The 19,066-nt window shown below is 69.6% G+C and carries 12 protein-coding genes; 4 read left to right on the forward strand and 8 right to left on the reverse strand.

Annotation, left to right across the window (positions count from 1 at the left end):
* The first annotated feature begins 58 nt into the window (after positions 1 to 58).
* The gene (locus tag B146_RS0112870) at positions 59 to 1,234 is read left to right on the forward strand and encodes a PP2C family protein-serine/threonine phosphatase (protein ID WP_019996857.1); all 1,176 of its coding nucleotides are present in this window, start codon (positions 59 to 61) and stop codon (positions 1,232 to 1,234) included.
* 9 nt (positions 1,235 to 1,243) lie between these two features.
* Here the strand turns inward: B146_RS0112870 and B146_RS0112875 are convergent, their stop codons facing one another.
* Genes B146_RS0112875 through B146_RS0112885 form a run of 3 tightly spaced genes read right to left on the reverse strand, consistent with a single transcriptional unit; the run spans position 1,244 to position 5,141 of the window.
* Positions 1,244 to 1,606, reverse strand: a complete 363-nt coding sequence (locus B146_RS0112875) for a response regulator (protein WP_019996858.1) — start codon at positions 1,604 to 1,606, stop codon at positions 1,244 to 1,246.
* Complete coding sequence (locus B146_RS0112880) at positions 1,603 to 4,344, reverse strand: hybrid sensor histidine kinase/response regulator (protein WP_162141945.1); 2,742 nt, start codon at positions 4,342 to 4,344, stop codon at positions 1,603 to 1,605. Before B146_RS0112880 ends, B146_RS0112875 begins: the two co-directional genes overlap by 4 nt.
* Positions 4,345 to 4,364: 20 nt before the next feature.
* Entirely contained in the window at positions 4,365 to 5,141 is a 777-nt protein-coding gene (locus tag B146_RS0112885; RefSeq protein WP_026358577.1) for a Tll0287-like domain-containing protein, read from the reverse strand.
* A 203-nt stretch (positions 5,142 to 5,344) separates the two neighbouring features.
* Here B146_RS0112885 and B146_RS27775 point away from each other — a divergent pair, with 203 nt between their 5' ends.
* On the forward strand, positions 5,345 to 7,357 hold the full coding sequence (locus B146_RS27775) for a SpoIIE family protein phosphatase (protein ID WP_162141946.1): 2,013 nt from the start codon (positions 5,345 to 5,347) through the stop codon (positions 7,355 to 7,357).
* The gene (locus B146_RS25970) at positions 7,354 to 8,598 is read left to right on the forward strand and encodes an ABC transporter substrate-binding protein (protein ID WP_019996862.1); all 1,245 of its coding nucleotides are present in this window, start codon (positions 7,354 to 7,356) and stop codon (positions 8,596 to 8,598) included. Before B146_RS27775 ends, B146_RS25970 begins: the two co-directional genes overlap by 4 nt.
* Here the strand turns inward: B146_RS25970 and B146_RS25975 are convergent.
* The 3 genes from B146_RS25975 to B146_RS27780 form a co-directional block, all read right to left on the reverse strand.
* On the reverse strand, positions 8,579 to 10,150 hold the full coding sequence (locus B146_RS25975; RefSeq protein ID WP_019996863.1) for a glutamate-cysteine ligase family protein: 1,572 nt from the start codon (positions 10,148 to 10,150) through the stop codon (positions 8,579 to 8,581). The genes B146_RS25970 and B146_RS25975 overlap by 20 nt on opposite strands.
* Complete coding sequence (locus B146_RS25980; protein WP_019996864.1) at positions 10,143 to 12,620, reverse strand: MFS transporter; 2,478 nt, start codon at positions 12,618 to 12,620, stop codon at positions 10,143 to 10,145. The genes B146_RS25975 and B146_RS25980 overlap by 8 nt, the downstream gene beginning before the upstream one ends.
* 426 nt (positions 12,621 to 13,046) lie before the next feature.
* On the reverse strand, positions 13,047 to 14,081 hold the full coding sequence (locus tag B146_RS27780; protein WP_019996865.1) for a helix-turn-helix domain-containing protein: 1,035 nt from the start codon (positions 14,079 to 14,081) through the stop codon (positions 13,047 to 13,049).
* Between the two features lie 373 nt (positions 14,082 to 14,454).
* On the opposite strand from B146_RS27780, the gene B146_RS0112915 reads away from it, so the two are divergent.
* Positions 14,455 to 15,537, forward strand: a complete 1,083-nt coding sequence (locus B146_RS0112915) for a helix-turn-helix domain-containing protein (RefSeq protein ID WP_019996866.1) — start codon at positions 14,455 to 14,457, stop codon at positions 15,535 to 15,537.
* A gap of 57 nt (positions 15,538 to 15,594) precedes the next feature.
* Here B146_RS0112915 and B146_RS0112920 read toward each other — a convergent pair whose 3' ends face one another.
* Positions 15,595 to 16,767, reverse strand: a complete 1,173-nt coding sequence (locus tag B146_RS0112920; protein ID WP_040408581.1) for a winged helix-turn-helix domain-containing protein — start codon at positions 16,765 to 16,767, stop codon at positions 15,595 to 15,597.
* Between the two features lie 209 nt (positions 16,768 to 16,976).
* Positions 16,977 to 19,061: a penicillin-binding protein 1C gene (gene pbpC, locus B146_RS0112925; RefSeq protein ID WP_019996868.1), complete on the reverse strand. Its 2,085-nt coding sequence runs from the start codon at positions 19,059 to 19,061 to the stop codon at positions 16,977 to 16,979.
* Positions 19,062 to 19,066: the final 5 nt, after the last annotated feature.

The following is a 19,066-nucleotide window of genomic DNA, read 5'->3' on the forward strand; positions in this document are numbered from 1 at the left end:
AGAGAAGACCCGATCGGCCGAAGCCCGCCTTCGCCCTTGCCAGAATGTGAGCGTCCCCGTGGCCCTTCCCCCTTCCCGCATTCTCGTGGTGGACGACGTCGCGGAAAACCGCGACCTCCTCATCCGGCGCCTGAAGCGAATGCAGCTCACCGACACGGTCGAGGCCGGCGACGGGCGCGAGGCACTGGCGCGCATCCGGGAGGACAGTTTCGACCTCGTTCTTCTCGACGTCATGATGCCCGAGATGAGCGGCATCGAGGTGCTGCGGGCCTTGCGCGAGGAAGGCCGGCTCGCCGACATGCCCGTGGTGATGATCTCGGCCGCCTCCGAGATCGAGAAGGTCGTGGAATGTATCGAGCTTGGCGCGGAGGACTATCTGCCCAAGCCCTTCAACCCGGCGCTGCTCGCGGCGCGCGTGCGCGCGGCGCTGGAGCGCCGGCACCTGCGCACCGAAAACCGCCGCCAGTTCGAGCGCATGACCGGCGAGCTGGAACGCGCCCGCATCCTGCAGCTGCGCATGATGCCCGACCATGCGGATTTCGACCCCGCGCGCTGGGACATTGCCGGCCGGATGGAGCCGGCGCTGGAGATCGGCGGCGATCTCTACGACCTCTTCGAGGTGCGGCCGGGAATGCTCTGCGTGGCGATCGGCGACGTCGCCGGCAAGGGCATGCCGGCGGGCCTCTTCATGGCGCGCGCCCGCAGCCTCCTGCGCGCCGGGCTGCTCCAGCATGTGGCGCTCGCCGGCGCGCCTCCGCGCCCCTCGCAGATCGCGGGCCTGCTGAATTCAGAGCTTTGCAAGAACAACCCGGACACGACCTTCGTCACGCTCTTCGTCGGGCTGCTCGATCTGGAAACCGGCCGGCTCGATTTCTGCAATGCCGGCCATGTCTATCCGCTGCGGATCAGCGCCTCGCGCGGGGCGGAGGAGATCGTGACGCCCGCCGACCCGGCGCTCGGCGTCGTCGAGGACTTCCCCTTCGCCGACCACGACATGGTGATCGAGCCCGGCGAAACGCTGCTTCTGGCGACCGACGGGCTCGGCGACACGCAGAACCCGGCCGGCGAGGCGCTGGAGAACGAGCGCATCCTGTCGCTCGCCGCAACGCTTTCGGGCGCGCAGGCTTCGGAGGCGCTGGAAGGACTGACGGACGCGGCACGGCTCTTTGCCGACGGCGCGCCGCCCTTCGACGACGTGACCATGGTCGCGATCCGGCGCATCGGAGGCGGCTGAAACGAGCCCTTAGGCCCCCGGCAGGAGCGCCCGGATCTTCTCCAGGAGCCGGTTGATATCGACCGGCTTGGTGTCGAAATCGTCGCAGCCCGCCTCCAGCGCCCGCTCGCGCTCGCCGCTCATCGCATGGGCGGTGAGCGCGATGACCGGCCCGGTCCAGCCGGCGGCGCGGATGCGGCGCGTGGCTTCCCACCCGTCGAAATCCGGCAGGCCGAGATCCATGAGGACGAGATCCGGCGCGTCTTTCGGAACACCGTCCACCGCCTCTTGCCCGTCATGGGCGAAGGTCACCTCGAAGCCGGCGCGCAGGAGGCGGCGGGACAGCATGTCCCGGTTCAGCTCGTTGTCCTCGACCAGAAGAATCCGCGTCATGCCGCCCCCTCCACTGCCGGCGCCCGCGCCTCGGCCGAGCGCGCCTGACGCAGTGCGTCGGTGAGTTCCAGATAGGCCGCCTTGCCCTTGGCGACGATGCGCTGCGTGCCCGCTTCCAACACGCGGCGCTCCTCCAGCGTCAGCTCCTTGGCGGTCACCACCACGACCGGGATCGCCGCCCAGCGCGGCTCGGAGCGCATCCGCGCCAGGAATTCGAACCCGTCCATCTCGGGCATCTGGAGATCGAGGAGAATGGCCGAGGGCGGCTCGTGCGCGCCCAGCCAATCCAGCGCCTCGCGGCCGTGGAGGGTCAGGGCGACGGACAGGCCGAGCCGCTCCACCGCGCGCGCCATCAGTTCGCGGGTCGCGCCGTCGTCCTCCACGACGAGAACCGTGCCCTCGCCGCTCGGTCCCGCCAGCCGGCGCACCACTTCGCTGAGCGCGTTGCGGTCGATGGGTTTGGTCATCATCGCCGAGGCGCCGAGCGAGAAGCCGAGCGCCTTCTCGTTGGACACGCTGACGATCACGACGGGAATGTCGGCGAGCGCCGGGTCGTTCTTGAAGGCGCTGAGCGTGCTCCAGCCGTCGAGCTGCGGCATGAGAATGTCGAGCGTCACGATATCGGGCCGCTCCTGCCGGGCGAGTTCCAGCGCTTCCCGCCCATCCGAGGCGTAGATCAGGCGATAGCCCTCCCGCGTCAGATGCGAGCCGATGATGTGGGCGCTCGCCGGATCGTCGTCCACCACGAGGACGAGACCGGAGCCGCCGGCGCGCGTCGTCTCGGACGCGGCGCCCGGCTGGGGCCTGGCGTCGCGGTCGGCCGGGTCGAAGGGCAAGGACAGGACGAAGGTCGACCCCTCGCCCGGCCGGCTCGACACGGTGATGTCCCCGCCGAGCATGCGCGCGAAGGAGCGGCTGATCGCAAGGCCGAGCCCCGTGCCGCCGAACTTGCGCGTCGTGGAATTGTCGGCCTGGCTGAAGGCCTGGAACAGGCGCGCCATCTGCTCCTCGCTCATGCCGATGCCCGTATCGGCGACGGAGACGTGGAGCCAGCGGCTGCCGTGCTCCTCCACCGCCTCGGCGCGAAGCGTGACGGTGCCTTCCTTGGTGAACTTCGAGGCGTTGCTGAGAAGGTTGATGACCGCCTGCTTGACCTTGGTCGCATCCGAGACGATCGAGCCGAGATCGGGTTCGATCGCCAGCACGAGTTCGTTGTTGTTCTGGCGCGCCAGCGGGCGGATCAGCGACTCCACGTCGCGCAGCATGGCCTCCACCGGGAAGCTCTCGTCGTAGACCTCCATCCGGCCCGCCTCGATCTTGGACAGATCGAGAATGCCGTTGATGAGGCCGAGAAGATGGTTGCCGGCCGACTCGATCTTGGCGAGATCGGGCAGGAAGGCGTCGAGCCCGTCGTCGCGCGCGTCCTCCTGCAGGATCTGGCTGTAGCCGATGATGGCGTTCAGCGGCGTGCGCAGCTCGTGGCTCATATTGGCGAGGAATTCGGACTTCACGCGCGTCGCCCGTTCGGCCTCGTCGCGCGCTTCCTCCAGTTCGCTCTGGCGCTGCCGCAACTCGCTGATATCGGCATAAAGAACGGTGAAGCCGCCCTCGTGGGTCGGCCGCTCGGTGATCTGCATCCAGCGCCCGTCGCGGAACCGGTCGATCCGGCTTTCCTTGGCGCCATGGGTGGACAGGCGCGAGGCGAGCCAGGTGTCCGGATCGTCCTGCGTGTCGATCAGATCACGGCCGGCGAGAGCGACGACCTCCTCGAAGGTGGCGTGCGCGGCGGCCATGGCCCCGAAGCCCGGATGGAAGGAGCGGAAGCGCGCATTGGTCGCCCGCAGCCGGTTGTCCGGCCCGTAAAGGGCAAAGCCCTGCGCGATGCTCTCGATCGCGTCCGAGAGGGTGGAGCGCTGCCGCTCCGCCTCGAGGGTGAGGCGCGCCCGCTCGGCCAGGCTTTCGCGCAGGAGCTGAAGCGCTTCGGTGACGCGGCCGAGCTCGTCGCGCGAGGGCGGCGGCAGCGCGACGTCGGTTTCGCCGCGCGTGATGGCGGTGACGGCCGCCACGATGCCGCGCAGGGGGCGCAGGATCGAGGCCAGCACGACCAGCGTCATCACCGCGCCGATCAGCACCGCCGCGAGCGTGACGAGCGCCGACACGCGGGCGGCGGAGGCGAACTGGTCGAGAATGCCGGCGCGCGCTTCCTGCGCCTCGTGCATCAGGCTCGTGGACAGGTCCGAGAAGGCCTTGTCCACGGCGATGCCGAACTGGCGCGCTTGCGCGAACTGGGTGTTGCCGATGACGCGCTGGTCGTCCGTATAGGCGTCGACGGCGGACTGGGCGAGCGTGTCGAAGCGCTCGGCATCGCGCGCGATCGCGGCTGACACGTCGGGATGGGTCTCGGCGAGCAGCGCCAGCTCGGTCTTCAGCCGGGCGCGCGCGGAGGCCGCGTTGCGTTCCGACAGGGTGAGGAGGCTCACCGCAAGATCGGCCTGCCAATAGCGCAGGTCGTTGAAGGCCGTGCGGGCGCGGTCGGCGACCTCGATCGTCGCGGCGATGCGGCTCGCGCCCGCCGCCGTGTCCCAGGACCGGGCGAGCATGCTGCCGACATAGAGGCTGGCGCCGATCATGGCGACGAAGAAGCCGGCGGCGAGAACGATGAGACGCGCGCGGATCGAAAACCGCCGCAGCGCCTGCAGCCCGCCCAGCGCGCGGGACGCGGCGGGCATGGGGGGCATGGGGGGCTCGGCCGCCGCGCTCATTGCGGCATGAGCTGGATCGAGATCACCCCGCCGAGATCGCCGAGCTTGGCGCCCTCGCGCGGATAGCCGGTGATGTCGAGTTCGCCGGCCGGCGAGCCGTGGCAGGACAGGCAGGATTCGGCGTAATATTCGGGCACGGCGACGCGCACGCGCTGGTTCTTCCCCTCGCCCGTCACCTGCGAGAACAGCTCGCCCTTCGGCCAGTTCGCCGTCTCGAAATGATCGGCGATGGTCGCGACCTCCCAGGGGTCGGGCCGCGACTGCCGGTTGCGCACGAGCGGAAGCGGGGCCGTGACCTTGATGCTCGCCTCGCCGCCGACGCGGCGCTCGAAGGCCTCGTTCACGAGACGGGCGAAGGTCGCGGGAATGAAGCCCTTGAAGCCCACGCCCTCCTGATTGATCGTGGTCTGGTTGGCGTCCATCACCTCGATGATGGCGTCCATCTGCGCGCGCAGGAGCCGGCCGGCATAGGATTTCGGGTCCACCGCGTTCGGATCGAGGCCGGTCTGCGCCCGGAAGCGGTCCACCGCCTCGGCGAGGACCCGGCGGCCCGGCAGATGCTTGTCGCCGGTCGCGGGATCGTTGATCTCGCTCTGATGCGCGGACACGACGCCGCGCGCCGACTGGAGCATGGCGGCCAACATGCGCGCCGTGGCGAGATCGCCCTCGACGCCCTGCGCGGCCGGGCTCGGCGGAGCGGTGGCCGAAAGCGCGACGCCGCCCCCCGTCGACAGGAGAGCCAAGGCCAGAGCGGCGTATCTCAATCGTTCCATGGACGTCACCTTACCGGCCGCGCGCGGCCTCGCACAACCACTCTTCCATTCCACAACCCGGCACTTTGCGCCCAGACGCAAGTCGCCCTTTTGGGACGCAGGGAAAATCCGTGGGACGCTCAGGCGCATCCATGCGCGTTTCGGACAAGATTTGTTCCGTCCCCCTGGAGTATGTTGCGGCCTTCCCAGACAGGATTCGGCGCGTGAACAGCCTCAGGGTCAAGATCTTCGTGGGCGTCATCGCCATTCTGGCGCTCATGGCGGGAGGCATCATGGCCTACTCGTCGCGCGCCGTGCGCTCGGCCATGGTGGAGGCCGAGCAGCGCTCGGTGGAGAACGTGCTCCAGATGGCGGAACTGGCCATTCGCAGCCAGTATCTCCAGCTCCTGTCCGACAAGGTCGGCACGATCCAGGACCGCAAGGAAGCCTTCCGCCAGTTCGGGCAGACCGTTCGCTCGACGCTGGAAACGCTGGCCCTGCAGGCCAGGCGCTCAGGCATGAGCGAGGAAGCTGCCCGGGCCAACGCGCTCGACTGGCTGTCCGGCCTCGCACCCGTTTCGGGCGACTATATCTTCGCCTTCGACCGCGCGGGCCGCGCCGTGATCTATCCCGACCAGGCGATGGTCGGGCAGGACCTCTCGGGCTTTCGCGACATCAGGGGCCGGCCGGTGACGCAGGCCGCCTGGAGCGACAGCGAACTCTACGGCTCGTCCTTCCTCACCTATGGCTGGAAGTCGCTGAAGGGTTCGGCCACGGAGCAGAAATACGGGCTCTTCGTGCCGTTTCCGCGCTGGGGCTGGATGATCGGCATCGTCGGCGATGTCGGCGCGCTGCAACGGGTGACCGACCAGCGCCGGGCCGAGCTGGTGGAGCGGCTGACGGGGAGCCTGCGCGCCCTCAAAATGGCGGGCGACGGCTTCGTCTTCGTGTTCGACGGCAGCGACCGCCCGGTGATCGCGCCCCAGTCCGGCGAGACGGACTGGACGAAGCCCGCCGTTCTCGCCGAGCTGAAGGCCATGGCCTCGGATGGCGACGCCTCCGGCCGCCTCGCGCCCCTCCCCTCGGCCGGCGCCGAGGGCGGGGTCGAGGCGCAGGTCTTCCGGCTGAAGGCGCTCGACTGGTATGTCGCGGCGATCGTCTCCTCCTCCGCGCTCGCCAAGCCCGCGCAGGACCTGATCTTCAACCAGGGGCTGGTCTTCGCGGGCGGCATCCTTCTCGCCGCCATTCTCGCCTGGTTCCTCGCCCAGCGCATCAGCCGGCCGCTCGTGGCGCTGACCCACCGCGCGCGGGCGCTGCCCGAAGTGGACTTCACGCAAAGCCCGCCCGAGCGTGCCGCGCCTCCGACGCGCGCGGGGGGCGACGAGATCGGCCGGCTCGCCAGCGCCTTCTCCTTCATGGAGGATTCGCTCTATCGCAACGTGCAGACGGTGATGCGCGTGACGCAGGAGCGCGAGCGCATCGAAGGCGAATTGAACGTCGCGCGCGACATCCAGCTCGGCCTCCTGCCGAAGATCTTCCCGGCCTTCCCGCACCGCTCCGAGATCGACATCCACGCCGCGCTCGTCTCGGCCAAGGAGGTCGGCGGCGATCTCTACGACTTCTACTTCATCGACGAGCGGCATCTCTGCTTCACGATCGGCGACGTGGCCGGCAAGGGCGTGCCCGCCGCGCTCTTCATGGCGATCACCAAGACGCTGATCAAATCGGCGGCCGACCGCTTCGCCGAACCCTGGCAGATGATGGCGGCGGTCAACGACACGCTGGCGAGCGACAATCCGAACTCGATCTTCGTGACAAGCCTGATCGGCATTCTCGACTGCGTGACCGGCGACATCCGCTACTGCAATGGCGGGCACAATCCGCCGCTGGTGATCCGCGAGGGCGGGCGCGTGGAGTGCTTGCGCCCGATCAGCGGCCCGGCGCTCGGCGTCGTGGAGGGCATGGACTACGAGCCGCTCGCCATGAAGCTGGAGCCCGGCGAGACGCTGGTTCTCTACACGGACGGCGTGACCGAGGCGATGAACGCGCGCGGCGAACTCTACGAGGACGACCGGCTCCTGCATCTCCTGGAATCGCAGGACCCGTTCATGCCGGCCGAACGGCTGGTGGAGCGGATCATGAGCGACGTCCACGCCCATGCCGGCGACACCCCGCAATCGGACGACATCACGCTTGTCGCCCTTCGTTTCCACAAGCCTTCGAAGAGGCCGTCATGATCCGTCTTGCCCTTCTGCGCCCCGCTCTCGCCGGCCTCGCGCTCCTGTCCGCCTCCTCGCTCACGGCGCTCGCCCAGACGCCGTCGCCGGCCGCGACCGCTCCGGCGGTCGGCAGCGTGCCGGCGGTCGGCAGCGTGCCGACGGGCATCCGCGTCTGGCCGTCCGAGCCGCGCTTGAAGCCGGACGGCAAGAAATGGCGCATCGGCTATTACGAGGGCGGGCAGTACAAGGATTACGAGGTGATCCTGAAGGCGACCGTGCGCGGCCTCATGGCGATCGGCTGGATCAAGCCGATGGACCTGCCGGTCGGCAACGATCCCGAAGCGGGCGGATTCTGGCGCTGGCTCTCGGCCCATGCGGTCAGCGACTATGTCGAGTTTCCGGCGGACGCCTATTACGCGGCCGGCAATTTCGACAAGGAAAAGCGCCCCGAGGTCCGGACCGCCCTCCTCGACCGCCTGAAGTCGCAGCACGATCTCGACCTGATGCTGGCGCTCGGCACCTGGGCGGGCCAGGACCTTTCCACCGACGACATCTCGACGCCCGTCGTCGTCGCCTCGACCAGCGACCCGATCGGCTCCAAGATCATCGCGAGCGAGACGGATTCAGGCCACGACCACCTCACCGCCAAGGTCGAGCCGCAGCGCTACGCGCGGCAGGTGGAGCTGTTCGACGACATCTTCCACTTCAAGAAGCTCGGCCTCGTCTACGAGAACAGCCCGGAAGGGCGCACCTTCGCGGCGGTGGACGATATCGAGCGCATCGCCCGCGAGCGCGGCTTCGAGATCGTGCCCTGCTTCGCCCCGTTCAACAACATTCCGCAAGCCGAGGCCGAGGCGAAGGTCGAGGCCTGCTACAACGAGATCTCCGGCAAGAGCGATGCGGTCTATATCACCGTGCATCGCGGCCTGACGGAAACCTCCTTTCCGAAGGCGGTCGCGCCCTTGATCGCGCACGACCTGCCGACCTTCTCCATGGCGGGCGAATCCGAAGTGCGGCTCGGCGCCCTGATGAGCGTCGCGCAGTCCGACTTCGTCTATGTCGGCCGCTTCCATGCCGAGACGATCGCCCGCATTTTCAACGGCGCCAGGCCGCGCGACCTGCCGCAGGTCTGGCAGGCGCCGGCCAAGATCGCGCTGAACCTCCATACGGCGGAGGAGATCGGCTACGACCCCTCCGTCGACATTCTCCTGGCGAGCGACGAGATTTTCGGCGTCGATCTCATGCAACGCACGCAGTAGCGAGCGCGGGCACGTCCGCGCCCCACTCGATCTGCGGAAAAGGCACCGGCGGCACGCGGCGCAGCGTGCTGGCGACGACCAGCCCGCGCAGGCGCTCTGCCCGCCCGCCGCTCGCGCGCTCGAAGGCGGCGAGCGCGCGGTCCGCACCGGTCTGCCCGGTGCGAAGGACATGGCGGGGATAGGCCAGCATCCAGCGCTCGCTCGGCGCGAGCCCGGCTTCCGCCTCGTCCACCACGGCGCTGGCGAAGCGGGCGAGCGAGATCGGGCCGGCCCGGCCCTCGAGCCCGTGGCGGATCGCCTCCTCGCGGCTCGAGCGCAGGTCCTCCCAGGGCAAAAGCCGGCTCAGGCGCGCGAAACTGTCCGGGTTGCACTGAAGTCCCTTCTGGAGGGCCGAGGGCGCCATCGCGACGGAAGCGGGAACCAGCGGATCGGCGAGATCGCAAAGCGCGGCGTCGGCGAAATTCGCGCCCGCCGCCCGGCCCTCGATATAAAGCGACTGGCAATGCTCGGAGAAGAGCGCCTCGACGCGTCGCTCGGCCAGGGCGTCGAAAAAGGCCTCGACGCTCGGCGCCGTGCCGAACTGGAAGCGGATGCGGGCGTCGGAAAACTGCGAGAACTGAAGGCTTTCGAGATGGCGCAGGTCCGGCGTCACCTCCACCGTCGCGCCGTCGCACAGGCGCGCGCCGGGCCAGCTCGGCGCCCGCAGGAAGTCGAGAAGCGCCGGGTCGCCGTCCATGCGGGCAAGCTCGCCGAAGCCCTTGTAGGAATTGGCCCCGAGCGGCAGCGCCTGCATGGCGCGATCGCCCCCGAACATCCACTGGAGGTAATGCGCCATGTCCTCGAAGGGGCGCACGGGCGGGCGGTGCGTCGTGCGATCGCCGGCAAAGGCCGGCTCGGCGAACATGCGCGTCCAGATGCGCAGGCGATTTTCCTTGCAGCCCGTCGCCTCGCCCGCCTCGAACGGGCTGTTGGCGAAGAGCGCGATCAGCGCGGGCGCCGCGAGAAGCGCCAGATTGAGCGCGGCCACGGCGTCTTCGGCCAGGACGCCCGTTGTCGGCCCGTTCTGGGCCTTGGCGTCCATGCCCGCTTCGTGCCGCCAGCCGCGCACGTCGCGCCAGTAATCATAGATGGGCTTGGGCGCGCGCATCGCCTGATAGAAGGGCTCGCTGATCGGCGTCGCCGGGTGCTCGGAAAGGTTCGCGACGCCCGCGCCGAGTTCGCCGAGGCAGGCGACGAGTTCCGTCATCTCGCGCTGCACGAGGCCGGCGAGATCGTTGAGATTGGAGCCTGGATGGTCCGGCCCGCCGACGATGCCGATGGCGCTTTCCAGATTGTTGAAGCCGTTGTCGACGGAGGAGACGACCTGCGGCCCGGCGACCCCGATCAGATTGCCCGAGGCCAGAACCGGCACGACCGGCTCGCCGCGCCGCCGCCGCGCGTCGAGAACGAGGGCGAAGACCTCGCGCGCGTCGAAGCTCGCGCCGGTCGTGAGATCGACGATCGGCATTTCCAGTTCGACGCCGAGCGTCGGATAGGTGCGCATGTCAGCCATGACCGGCCGCCCCCTTTCGTGTCGATGCGGGAGGGACGAGGTGATCGCGCGCGATCAGGAAGAAGAGGAGCGTGGAGCCCAGATAATAGACGCCGGTGATGGCGAGCCCGTCGCGCGTGCCCATCAGGGTGAACAGGGCGCCGACCGCGATCGGGCCGATCATCTGGCCGAGCTTGTCGGCGGCGCGCTGGATGCCCATGGCGCGGCCGGTGCCGAGCCGCTGGACGCTCGGCAGATGCAGGGCGAAGCTCGACTGCGCCGGGCCGCCGAGACTGCTGGCGAGCCCGAGCAGGAAGACCGAGGCGACGAGCGCGGCGAGCCCGACATCGAGATAGGTGAAGGCGAGGCCCAGCCCGCCGAGGAGGCCGCCCATGACGATGAAGGGCTTCTTGCGCACGTGCCGGTCCACCCAGCGGCCGAGGATCGGCGCGATATAGATGACCGACAGGCCGTAGATCATCATGATGCGGCCGATATTGCCCTGCTCGATTCCCTGCTGCGACAGGTAGACGGGCAGCGTGTAGTAGAGGAGCCCGACCTGGGCGACCGAGAAGGGCACGACGCTGAGAAGCAGGAGCGCCAGGAAGTTGCGGTCCTTCAGGAGCCCGCCGAGCGCCGAGCCGGTTTCCGGCGCGAGCGGCAGGGGCACGGGCGCGGCGGCGGGCTGCGCCGGCGCCACGGCCGGCCGGCCGAAATAGGGGCGCATGAAGCCGAAGGCGAAGAGGATCGGCGCGAGGCCGAGAACCGCCGCCACGACGAAGACCGAGGAGAAGCCGATCTGGTCGGCCAGCATGGCGCCGGTGACATTGCCGCAGATCTGCCCCGCGAAGATGCCGGCGACGAGATTGGCGACGGCCTGGGTGCGCGTGCGCGGGCTCGACCAGGAGAAGATGTAGCCCTGGATGCCCATCCAGGCGAGGCCGTATCCAAGCCCCACCACGGCGCGCGCCGCGATGTAGCTGAGCGGCCCGGTGGCGAGCGTCGCGGCGAGCGCGCCGGCCGCGCAGACGATGCCGCCGACGACGAAGGGCACATGCCAGCCGCGACGGTCGGTGAGGACGCCGGCGATCAGCGCGGTAATGAGCGCGCATCCCATCTCGGCCGAGATCGGCAGGGCGAGCGTGATGGCGCGCGACAGGCCGAATAGCGGTTCGGTGGTGAGCGAGCCCATTTGCAGCGGCACGAAGGACAAGGGCAGCGCCCAGCCGAAGACGAGAAGAAAGGCGGCGGGCCGCGCCAGAAGATGGTGCCCGTCGCGATCCACCGCGCCGGCCTCCTCGCTTCGCGCGGCAAGGCGGCGCATCAGGATGCCGAAGAGAACCAGAAGCTCGAAACCGAACAAGGCGGAGGTCAGAAGCACCGTTCCGGCGTCGAGCGCGCGGTGCCAGACGCCGTCCGCGATCGCGGTTTCCGACAGGCGGGCGTCGAGACGCGCCAAAGGCTCGGCGCTGCCGTCGGCATGGATGTCGTAGCGGATCGACGCGCGGCTGGAGGGGGCCTCGTTCTTGGCGTCGAGCGCGGCGATCACCTCGCCGGACGGCCGCTCCAGCCGAACCGAGGCCAGTTCGGGAATGTCGGCGGCCATGCGGCCGAAGGGCGAGGCGTAGTCCGACAGGCGGTCGAGCCGCACGCCCCGGTCCACGAGGCGCTGAAGATCGGTGCCGAAGCGGTCCACCGAGCGCTGCACGTTCTCGGTCGCGGCCTGCACATAGGCGTCGCGGAAGGTCGTGATGTTGCGCCAGGACGCGCTGCCCTGGACGAGAACCAGCACGAGCGCGGGAACGAGGAGGAGCTTCCAGCGGTCCACCGTGCCGTCCGTGCCGAGCGGCAGAACCATGGCGGCGACGATCAAGGCCGCGACGCCCGCCAGCGTCGTGACGATGAGCGAGACCACCGCATCCGCCACCGGATCGGCCGTCGCCTCGGCGATTACCGCGTCGGGCACGATCATCACCAGCGCGCCGGCCAGACTCCCCCCGGCGCCCGACACGGGCAGAACGAAGACGGTGTCCGTGCCGAGCCGCCCTTGCGCGAGACCCCTGCCCTGCGCGGCCGGCGCGGGGGTCGTCGCCGAGAGCTTCTCGGCCACCAGCGCGCCGAGCCCGGCCGGGAGGCGCGCCGCCGCGTTGCTTTCCACCACCGATCCGTCCGGCAGCGTCACGAGCGCGCCCGACACGAAGGGCAGGTCGTCGCGAATGCCGGCGAGGATTTCCGGCAGGCCGAACATCTGCGTGATGGGCTTGCCGAAGCGCAGCGCGTTCTGGATGCGGAAGGACCAGTCGTGGCCGACGATGCGCACCGCCGTCACAGTTCCGTCGAAGGCGGTCTTCTGGATGGCCGACACGGTGAGCACGCCGGACAGGAGCTGCGCCAGGACGAGAACCGTCAGCGCGGCGAGCGCGAAACGCAGGCGGATCGTCCAACGCAGCCGTTTGGTCGGCGCCTCGGCGGTCAAGGTGGCGGTCTGCATCGAACGGTCTGTCCTGCTAGAGCATTTCCAGCGAAAGCCGAGCGGCTTTCGCGCCCGGACAATGCGAGAAACAAGGACCCGGAGAATGTCCGACGAACCCATGTCCGTTGGATGTGCTCCAGGCTGGCATCGCGGCGGGACAGAAGGGGAAGCCGGCGAGACTCGCGTCAGGCGCGAAAGCCGCGCATCGCGAGGCTCCGGCGCGGCGTCTCTGACCGGCTCTCTCCCGTTCCCCACGACATTCAAGGCGCGGCAACTTTTCTGGAATGACGATCGGCACCCTGCGTCCACGCACGCGGCGCGACATCAGGATGCCGGGCGGCCATCGGTAGGCTCCCAGCCTAATCGCTCCTCGCCGCTCTGTCGTCGTCCGCCCATCTCAAAACCGGACGTTCCGTGCCAGTCGGCGATTGCTTGCGGCTATAGCTAAAGACCCGTGAACCACCGCTCCAACTCGTCCTCGACGCCGAGCGAGGATTGGAGCGCGAGCGGCACGCCGGCCCGAACGCTGCGGCGCAGATGCGAGGGCGATTGGCCGAAGGCGCGCACGAAGGCGCGCCGGAAGCTGCGCTCGTCGGAAAGACCCCAGCGCCGGCCGATCTCCTCGATCGGGCGATCGGCGAAATGGCCCGACAGAATGTCCCGCTTCGCACCGCGAAGGCGCAGGTCCCGGATCAGGCCGGCGATATCGGACCGCTCGCCCATCAGGCGATAGAGGCTGGAGCGCGACAGGGAAAAGCGCGCGCAGATCATGGCGACGTCGAGTTCGGGATCGCGCAGATGCTCGAAGATGAAGCGGCGCACGAGCTGGGCGACATCGGGTCCGTCGACGTTCGAGGCCGGCCCCGTGCGCGGCGCGGCGCCGAGGCTCGTCGACAGGAGCGCGAGGGACGAGCGGGCGACGAGCTCCGTCTCGGCCGGAGGCACCGGATCGGGCAGCGCCAGAAGCGCGCGCATATGCGCCGCCAGAAGCAGCGCCGGGGCGGAGCCCGGGGCGAAGACGCGCCCGTCCAGCGACCGCCGCCAGATCATGTGGCGGTCCAGAATATCCTTGGGAATGATGAGGGCGAGCCAGGACACGCCGTCGAGCACCACGTCCATGGGCGTCGCCATCCGCGAGAGAACGAGCGCCCCGGCCTCCGCCCTGATCGCGCGTTCAGCGATCCGTCCTTCGATCCGCCCCGCCTCCACGACGTTGACGAGGAGATGGTCGCGCACCATGTTCGCGGCCATCTTCGGGCTCCGTTCGAAGCGGAAGCGCTTGGAGGCCACCTGCATGACCCGGACCTCCCCCAGGGTGCGGGCGAGGAACCGGCCTTCGAAGCCGTCCGCATCCGCCTCGGCGACCTCGACGCGCCCGCTCGCGGACATGACCTTGCCCCAGGCCGCGATCCGCGCGGCGGCGGTGTCGTGACGGCGATCGAGGATCAGCTGGAGGCTAGAGGGCGGGGTGTTGGACACGGTTCGACATTTCGTCCCTAAGAATGGGCATTTCGTCTCATATCACACATTCTGCGGGCACGGATCGTCCGTCCCCCGCTCGAGCCGTTGACGTTGACGGGCGGTCGTGCGACTTGAACTCGACGCTCGGAACAACAGTCTTCGACAAACGAACTCGTTAACGAATGCACGGAATTCGGCCTCTTCGGCTTCGATCTTCGCGCCGTTACTGTCTTCGTTTTGTCACCTCATGAACTGAAGAAGCATCGTGCCGCGATGCCGCAGCCAGCCGCGTTGGGTCGCCGGTGGGCTGTGGAGCCTATGGCGAGTGCCGTTCCCGGCGCGCCGCCGTCGGATCGCGCCCCGATTTTCGCCGGCTAGGAGGGATCTCCCGATGAACGACAGATTGCCCTCGCTTCGGCTCAGCAGCGACAAGATCGGCCCCCGAAACGCGCTGCGCCTGTGGCGGGAGGCCTTGCCGCAGTTCCGGACCGATCTGAACGGACGCTCCGGCGACGATTTCTTCGTGGACGTTTCGGCCTGGCTTCTGGGCTCGATGATCCTGTGCTCGGGGCATCTCTCCTCGGTGCGCCTGTCGCGCGAGCCGGACCAGCTGATGGACGGGCAGAACCATGTCTGCCTTCTCTATGTCGCCGCCGGCCAGTGGCAGGGCGAGATCGACGGCTACACGGTGCGGTGCCAGGCGGGCGACATTCTCTGCCTCGACTCCTCGCACACGTTCCATCTGACCAGCACGCTGTCGCGCTACGTCTTCCTGATCCTGCCGCGCGAGGCGCTGACCCGGCTCATGGCGAAGGTGCCCTCGCTGCACGGGCGCATCCTGCGCTCGCCGAGCGGGCACGTTCTGGCCGCCCATCTCGACACGCTGTCGCGCTATGTTCCCTCCCTCACCGAGGACGAAGCGGGCCGCATCTCGCGCGGCAGCCTCAGCCTGATCGGCGCGGCGCTGTGCGAGATCGAGGACAGCCCGCTGTCCGACAAGACGAGCGCGCCTCTGCTGCCGGCGGTACGGATGCGTGTCGAGCGCTATATCGAGCAGAACCTTTCCTCGCACGACCTGACGCCCGATACGATCTCGCGCGATCTCGGCATCGCGCGCTCCTCGCTCTACCGTGCCTTTTCCTCGCTCGGCGGCATTTCCAGCCACATCCAGCTGCGCCGGCTGGACACGGCCTGCGAGCTTCTGTTCCATCCCGAAGAGCATCGCAGCGTCGGGGAGCTCGCCGAAACGCTCGGCTTCGAAAGCACGGCGACCTTCAGCAAGGCGTTTCGCCGCCGCTTCGGCTGCTCGCCGCGCGAGGCGCGCACGAGCGGCGTCACCAAGCTGGGCACGATCCGCTCCATGTTCGACGCCTGGTGCCAGCTCGGCGAAACGGCCCCGGCGCCCGCGCCTGCGCCGAAAACCCAGACACGCGGCCGCAGTTCGGAGGCCCCGAGGCTCGCCGCCTTCGCCTGACCGTTCGCGCCCGCGCCGAAGCGACGGGCGGCGCGTCGGACCAGCGACGCGCTCAGGCTAAAGCGCGTCGAGCGCGGTGGCCTCGACCCTGTCCAGCCCCAGCCAATCGGCCATGCGCCAGAGCTCGCCCCGCAGCGCGTCCCGCGTGTGGCCGGGCGCGCCGGGTTCGAGCGAGGCCTGCTGGACGAGGAGCGCTCCCGCCTTTCGGTCGGCCTTCAGATCGACGCGGGCAACGAGCGCGCCGTCGAGAAGGAAGGGCAGCACGTAATAGCCGTGCTCGCGCTTGTGGGCGGGCGTGTAGATTTCCAGCCGATAGCGAAAGCCGAACAGGCGCTCCGTACGATCCCGGTTCCACACGAGCGGATCGAAGGGCGACAGAAGGGCCGGTCCCTCGATCCGCCGCCCGGCGCGGGCGTCGCGGTGAAGATAGGCCATGTGCCGCCAGCCGCGCACCTGCACGGGCTCGACGGTGCCCTCCTCCAGGAGGTCGGCAAGGGCGACCGGCGCGTCCGTCGCCGAAAGGCGATAATAGTCGCGCAGATCGGCAAGGGTCGCGACGCCGAGCGCCCTTGCGGCCCGCGCCATCAGCGCGCGCCGCGCTTCCGCCGGCGTCGGGGTCGGCTCCGCCAGAACGGCGCGCGGCAGGACGCGCTCGGGGAGATCGTAGACACGCTCGAAACTGCCGCGCCGATGCGTGGCGGCGACGAGGCCCGACCAGAACAGCCATTCCAGCGCCTGCTTGCCCTCGCTCCAGGCCCACATGCCCGTGCGGGTCTTGACGCTGTCGAGATCGGAGGCCGCGAGCGGGCCCATGTCCTCGATGCGCGCCAGAAGCGCGTCGGCCTCCCCTCGCCGCGCGCCCGCGAACGCGGCGAGCGAGCGCCAAAGCCCCTGGCCCGTGCGCGCTTCCTCCATGCGCCAGCGCAGCAGCGGATGGCAATCCACCGGCAGGAGCGAGGCTTCGTGCCCCCAATATTCGAAGAAGCGCTTGGGACGCTCGCTCATGATGACGTCGAGAAGCGCGCGCTCATAGACCCCGAGGCGCGAGAAGAGCGGCAGGTAATGGGCGCGCGCGAGGACGTTGACGCTGTCGATCTGTAGAAGCCCGAGCCGCGCGATGGCCTTGCGCAGACGCGCCAGGTCCGGCCGCCCGTCGCGCTCGCGCGCATTGAAGCCCTGGCTGGTGAGCGCGATCCGGCGCGCCTCGCCGGGTGAGAGGTCGCGTGTCACGGGCACGCGATGTCAGCGCGGCAGGCCGAGCGGATCGAGCGCTCGTCGGGTTGCGCGCACAGACAAAGGGCGCGCCCCTCAAGACACACCGCCTCCCGTCGCGCCCGGCCGCCTCGCGCCCAGTTGCCTCGCGCGGCCGCGTTTCCGAACGCCGTCGTCAGCATTCCGGCTCCGTTCCTTTCACCATGCTCCTCACTGCGGCGCCCCGCCTATTCCAGAAAGACCCGCGTCGTCGCCGCCCCGCCGGCCGCATCCACGACGGAAATGTCCACAAAGCCCGGCTCGCGCGGGTGCCAGGAGGCCTGACGGTCGAACAGGCCCTGAAGGGCGGCCTTTCCATCCACATACCATGTGAAGGGGGGTCGGCCGTTGCGCACCTTCAGGGACAGGTCCATGCCCGCGCCGTCCGACAGGCCGAGTTCGATGCGCGCGCCCTTGGGCGGAAAGACGATCTCCGGCGCGTCGGCCCGCGCCACCGCGCCCTTGGGCGACAGGCGGCGCATGGCCGGCGGCAGGCGCGCGGCGCTGACCAGGATGCCCGGCGGCGGGCCGGGAAGCTTTTCGGGCGCGCCGATCCGCGCGAAGACGTCGCGCATGACAGGCACCGCCGCGTCTTGCCCCACGAGGCCCGGCACCGGCGCGCCGTCGGGCCGCCCGAGCCAGACGCCCACGACATGGCGCCCGTCATAGGCGAGCGTCCAGGCGTCGCGATAGCCGAAGGACGTGCCGGTCTTGAAGGCGATCGTGCCGGGCGAGCCCTTGGCCGTTGTGGGCGCGCCGGCCAGGATCGAGGCCACATACCATGCGGCTTGCGGCGACAGGATGCGCCGTCCGGGGCCGGCCGTCAGCGCGCTCGCAGGCGAGGCGTCGATGCGCAGCGGCTTGGCGACGCCGCCATTGGCGAGGCCCGCATACAGGCGCACGAGGTCTTCCAGCGAGATGCCGAGCCCGCCGAGGCCGATGGCGAGGCCCGGCAGGGAGCGGTTGCCGAGTTCGAGCGAGGCGCCCGTGCGGCGGATGCGATCCACGAGGCGCGACGGGCCGACCGCCGCCAGAAGCTCCACGGCCGGCAGGTTGCGCGAGAGCTGCAGCGCCCGGCGCGCCGTCAACATCCCCTCGAACCGGCCGTCGAAATTGCCGGGGCTATACCCCGCAAAGGAGGTCGGCCGGTCGTCCATGAGGGATTCGGGATGCGCGACGCCGCGCTCGAAGGCGAGCCCGTAGATCAGCGGCTTCAGCGTGGAGCCCGGCGAGCGCTGCGCCTTGGTGAGGTCCACATAGCCCTGCCGCGCCGTGTCGAAGAGATGGGGCGAGCCGACGCTCGCGAGGATCTCGCCGGTCTCATGATCGGCGACGACGATCGCGAGGCTCTGGGGCTTGGGCAGGGTCGCGACCTTGTCGCGTGCATAGATCTCGAGCCGGGCCTGAAGCGCGGCGTCGACCGTCAGCCGCGCGCTGCGCCGGCCGCTGCGCACTTCGGCCAGCCGCGCCGCCTCGGCCGCATGCGCGGCGAGCATGGGCATGGCACGGCGGGTGGTCGGCACCGGCTCGCGCTTGGCGCGGGTGGCTTCCGAGGATGGCAGGAGGCCGATCTCGGCCATGCGATCCAGCACACGGTCGCGTGCCTTGCGGGCGCGTTCGGGATGAAGGTCGGGCCGCAGCCGCTCCGGGCTCTGCGGCAGGGCGACGAGAAGCGCGGCTTCGCCCGCCGTCAGGCGCTTGGGCTCATGGCCGAACCAGGTGAGGCTCGCGGCGCGAACCCCCTCGATATTGCCGCCATAGGGCGCGAGCTGAAGATAGAGCGAGAGGATTTCGTCCTTGGTCAACGCCCGCTCCAGCGCCAGCGCACCGAGAAACTGGCTCGCCTTGGCGCGGACACTCCCGGTCGGAAGCCGGTCGTTCAGCCGGGCGACCTGCATGGTCAGCGTCGAGCCGCCCGAGACGATCCACCCCCGCCGCGCCGATTCCAAGACGGAGCGCAGGAGCGCCAGAGCATCGATCCCGCCATGCTCGCCGAAGCGCTTGTCCTCCCAGCCCTGGAGCATTCGCAGGAAGCGCGGATCGACATCGGAGACTTGAGCCGCCATGCGCCAGCGACCGTCGCGCACCGCAAAGGCCCGAAGCAAGGCTCCGTCCCGCGCTTCCACGAGAAAGCCGGTGTCGGGCGCGCGAAGGGCAGCGGCGCGCGTCGCAACCTCGCGCTCCAGACCTGCCCAACCGGCAAGGCCAAGGCCGGCCACGAGCGCCGCCGCCAGGGCGGCGCCGAGCCTTCGGCGCGGGCTGCGGCGTCCCATCCCTT

Source organism: Aureimonas ureilytica DSM 18598 = NBRC 106430 (assembly GCF_000382705.1).
GTDB classification, from domain to species: Bacteria; Pseudomonadota; Alphaproteobacteria; order Rhizobiales; family Rhizobiaceae; genus Aureimonas; species Aureimonas ureilytica.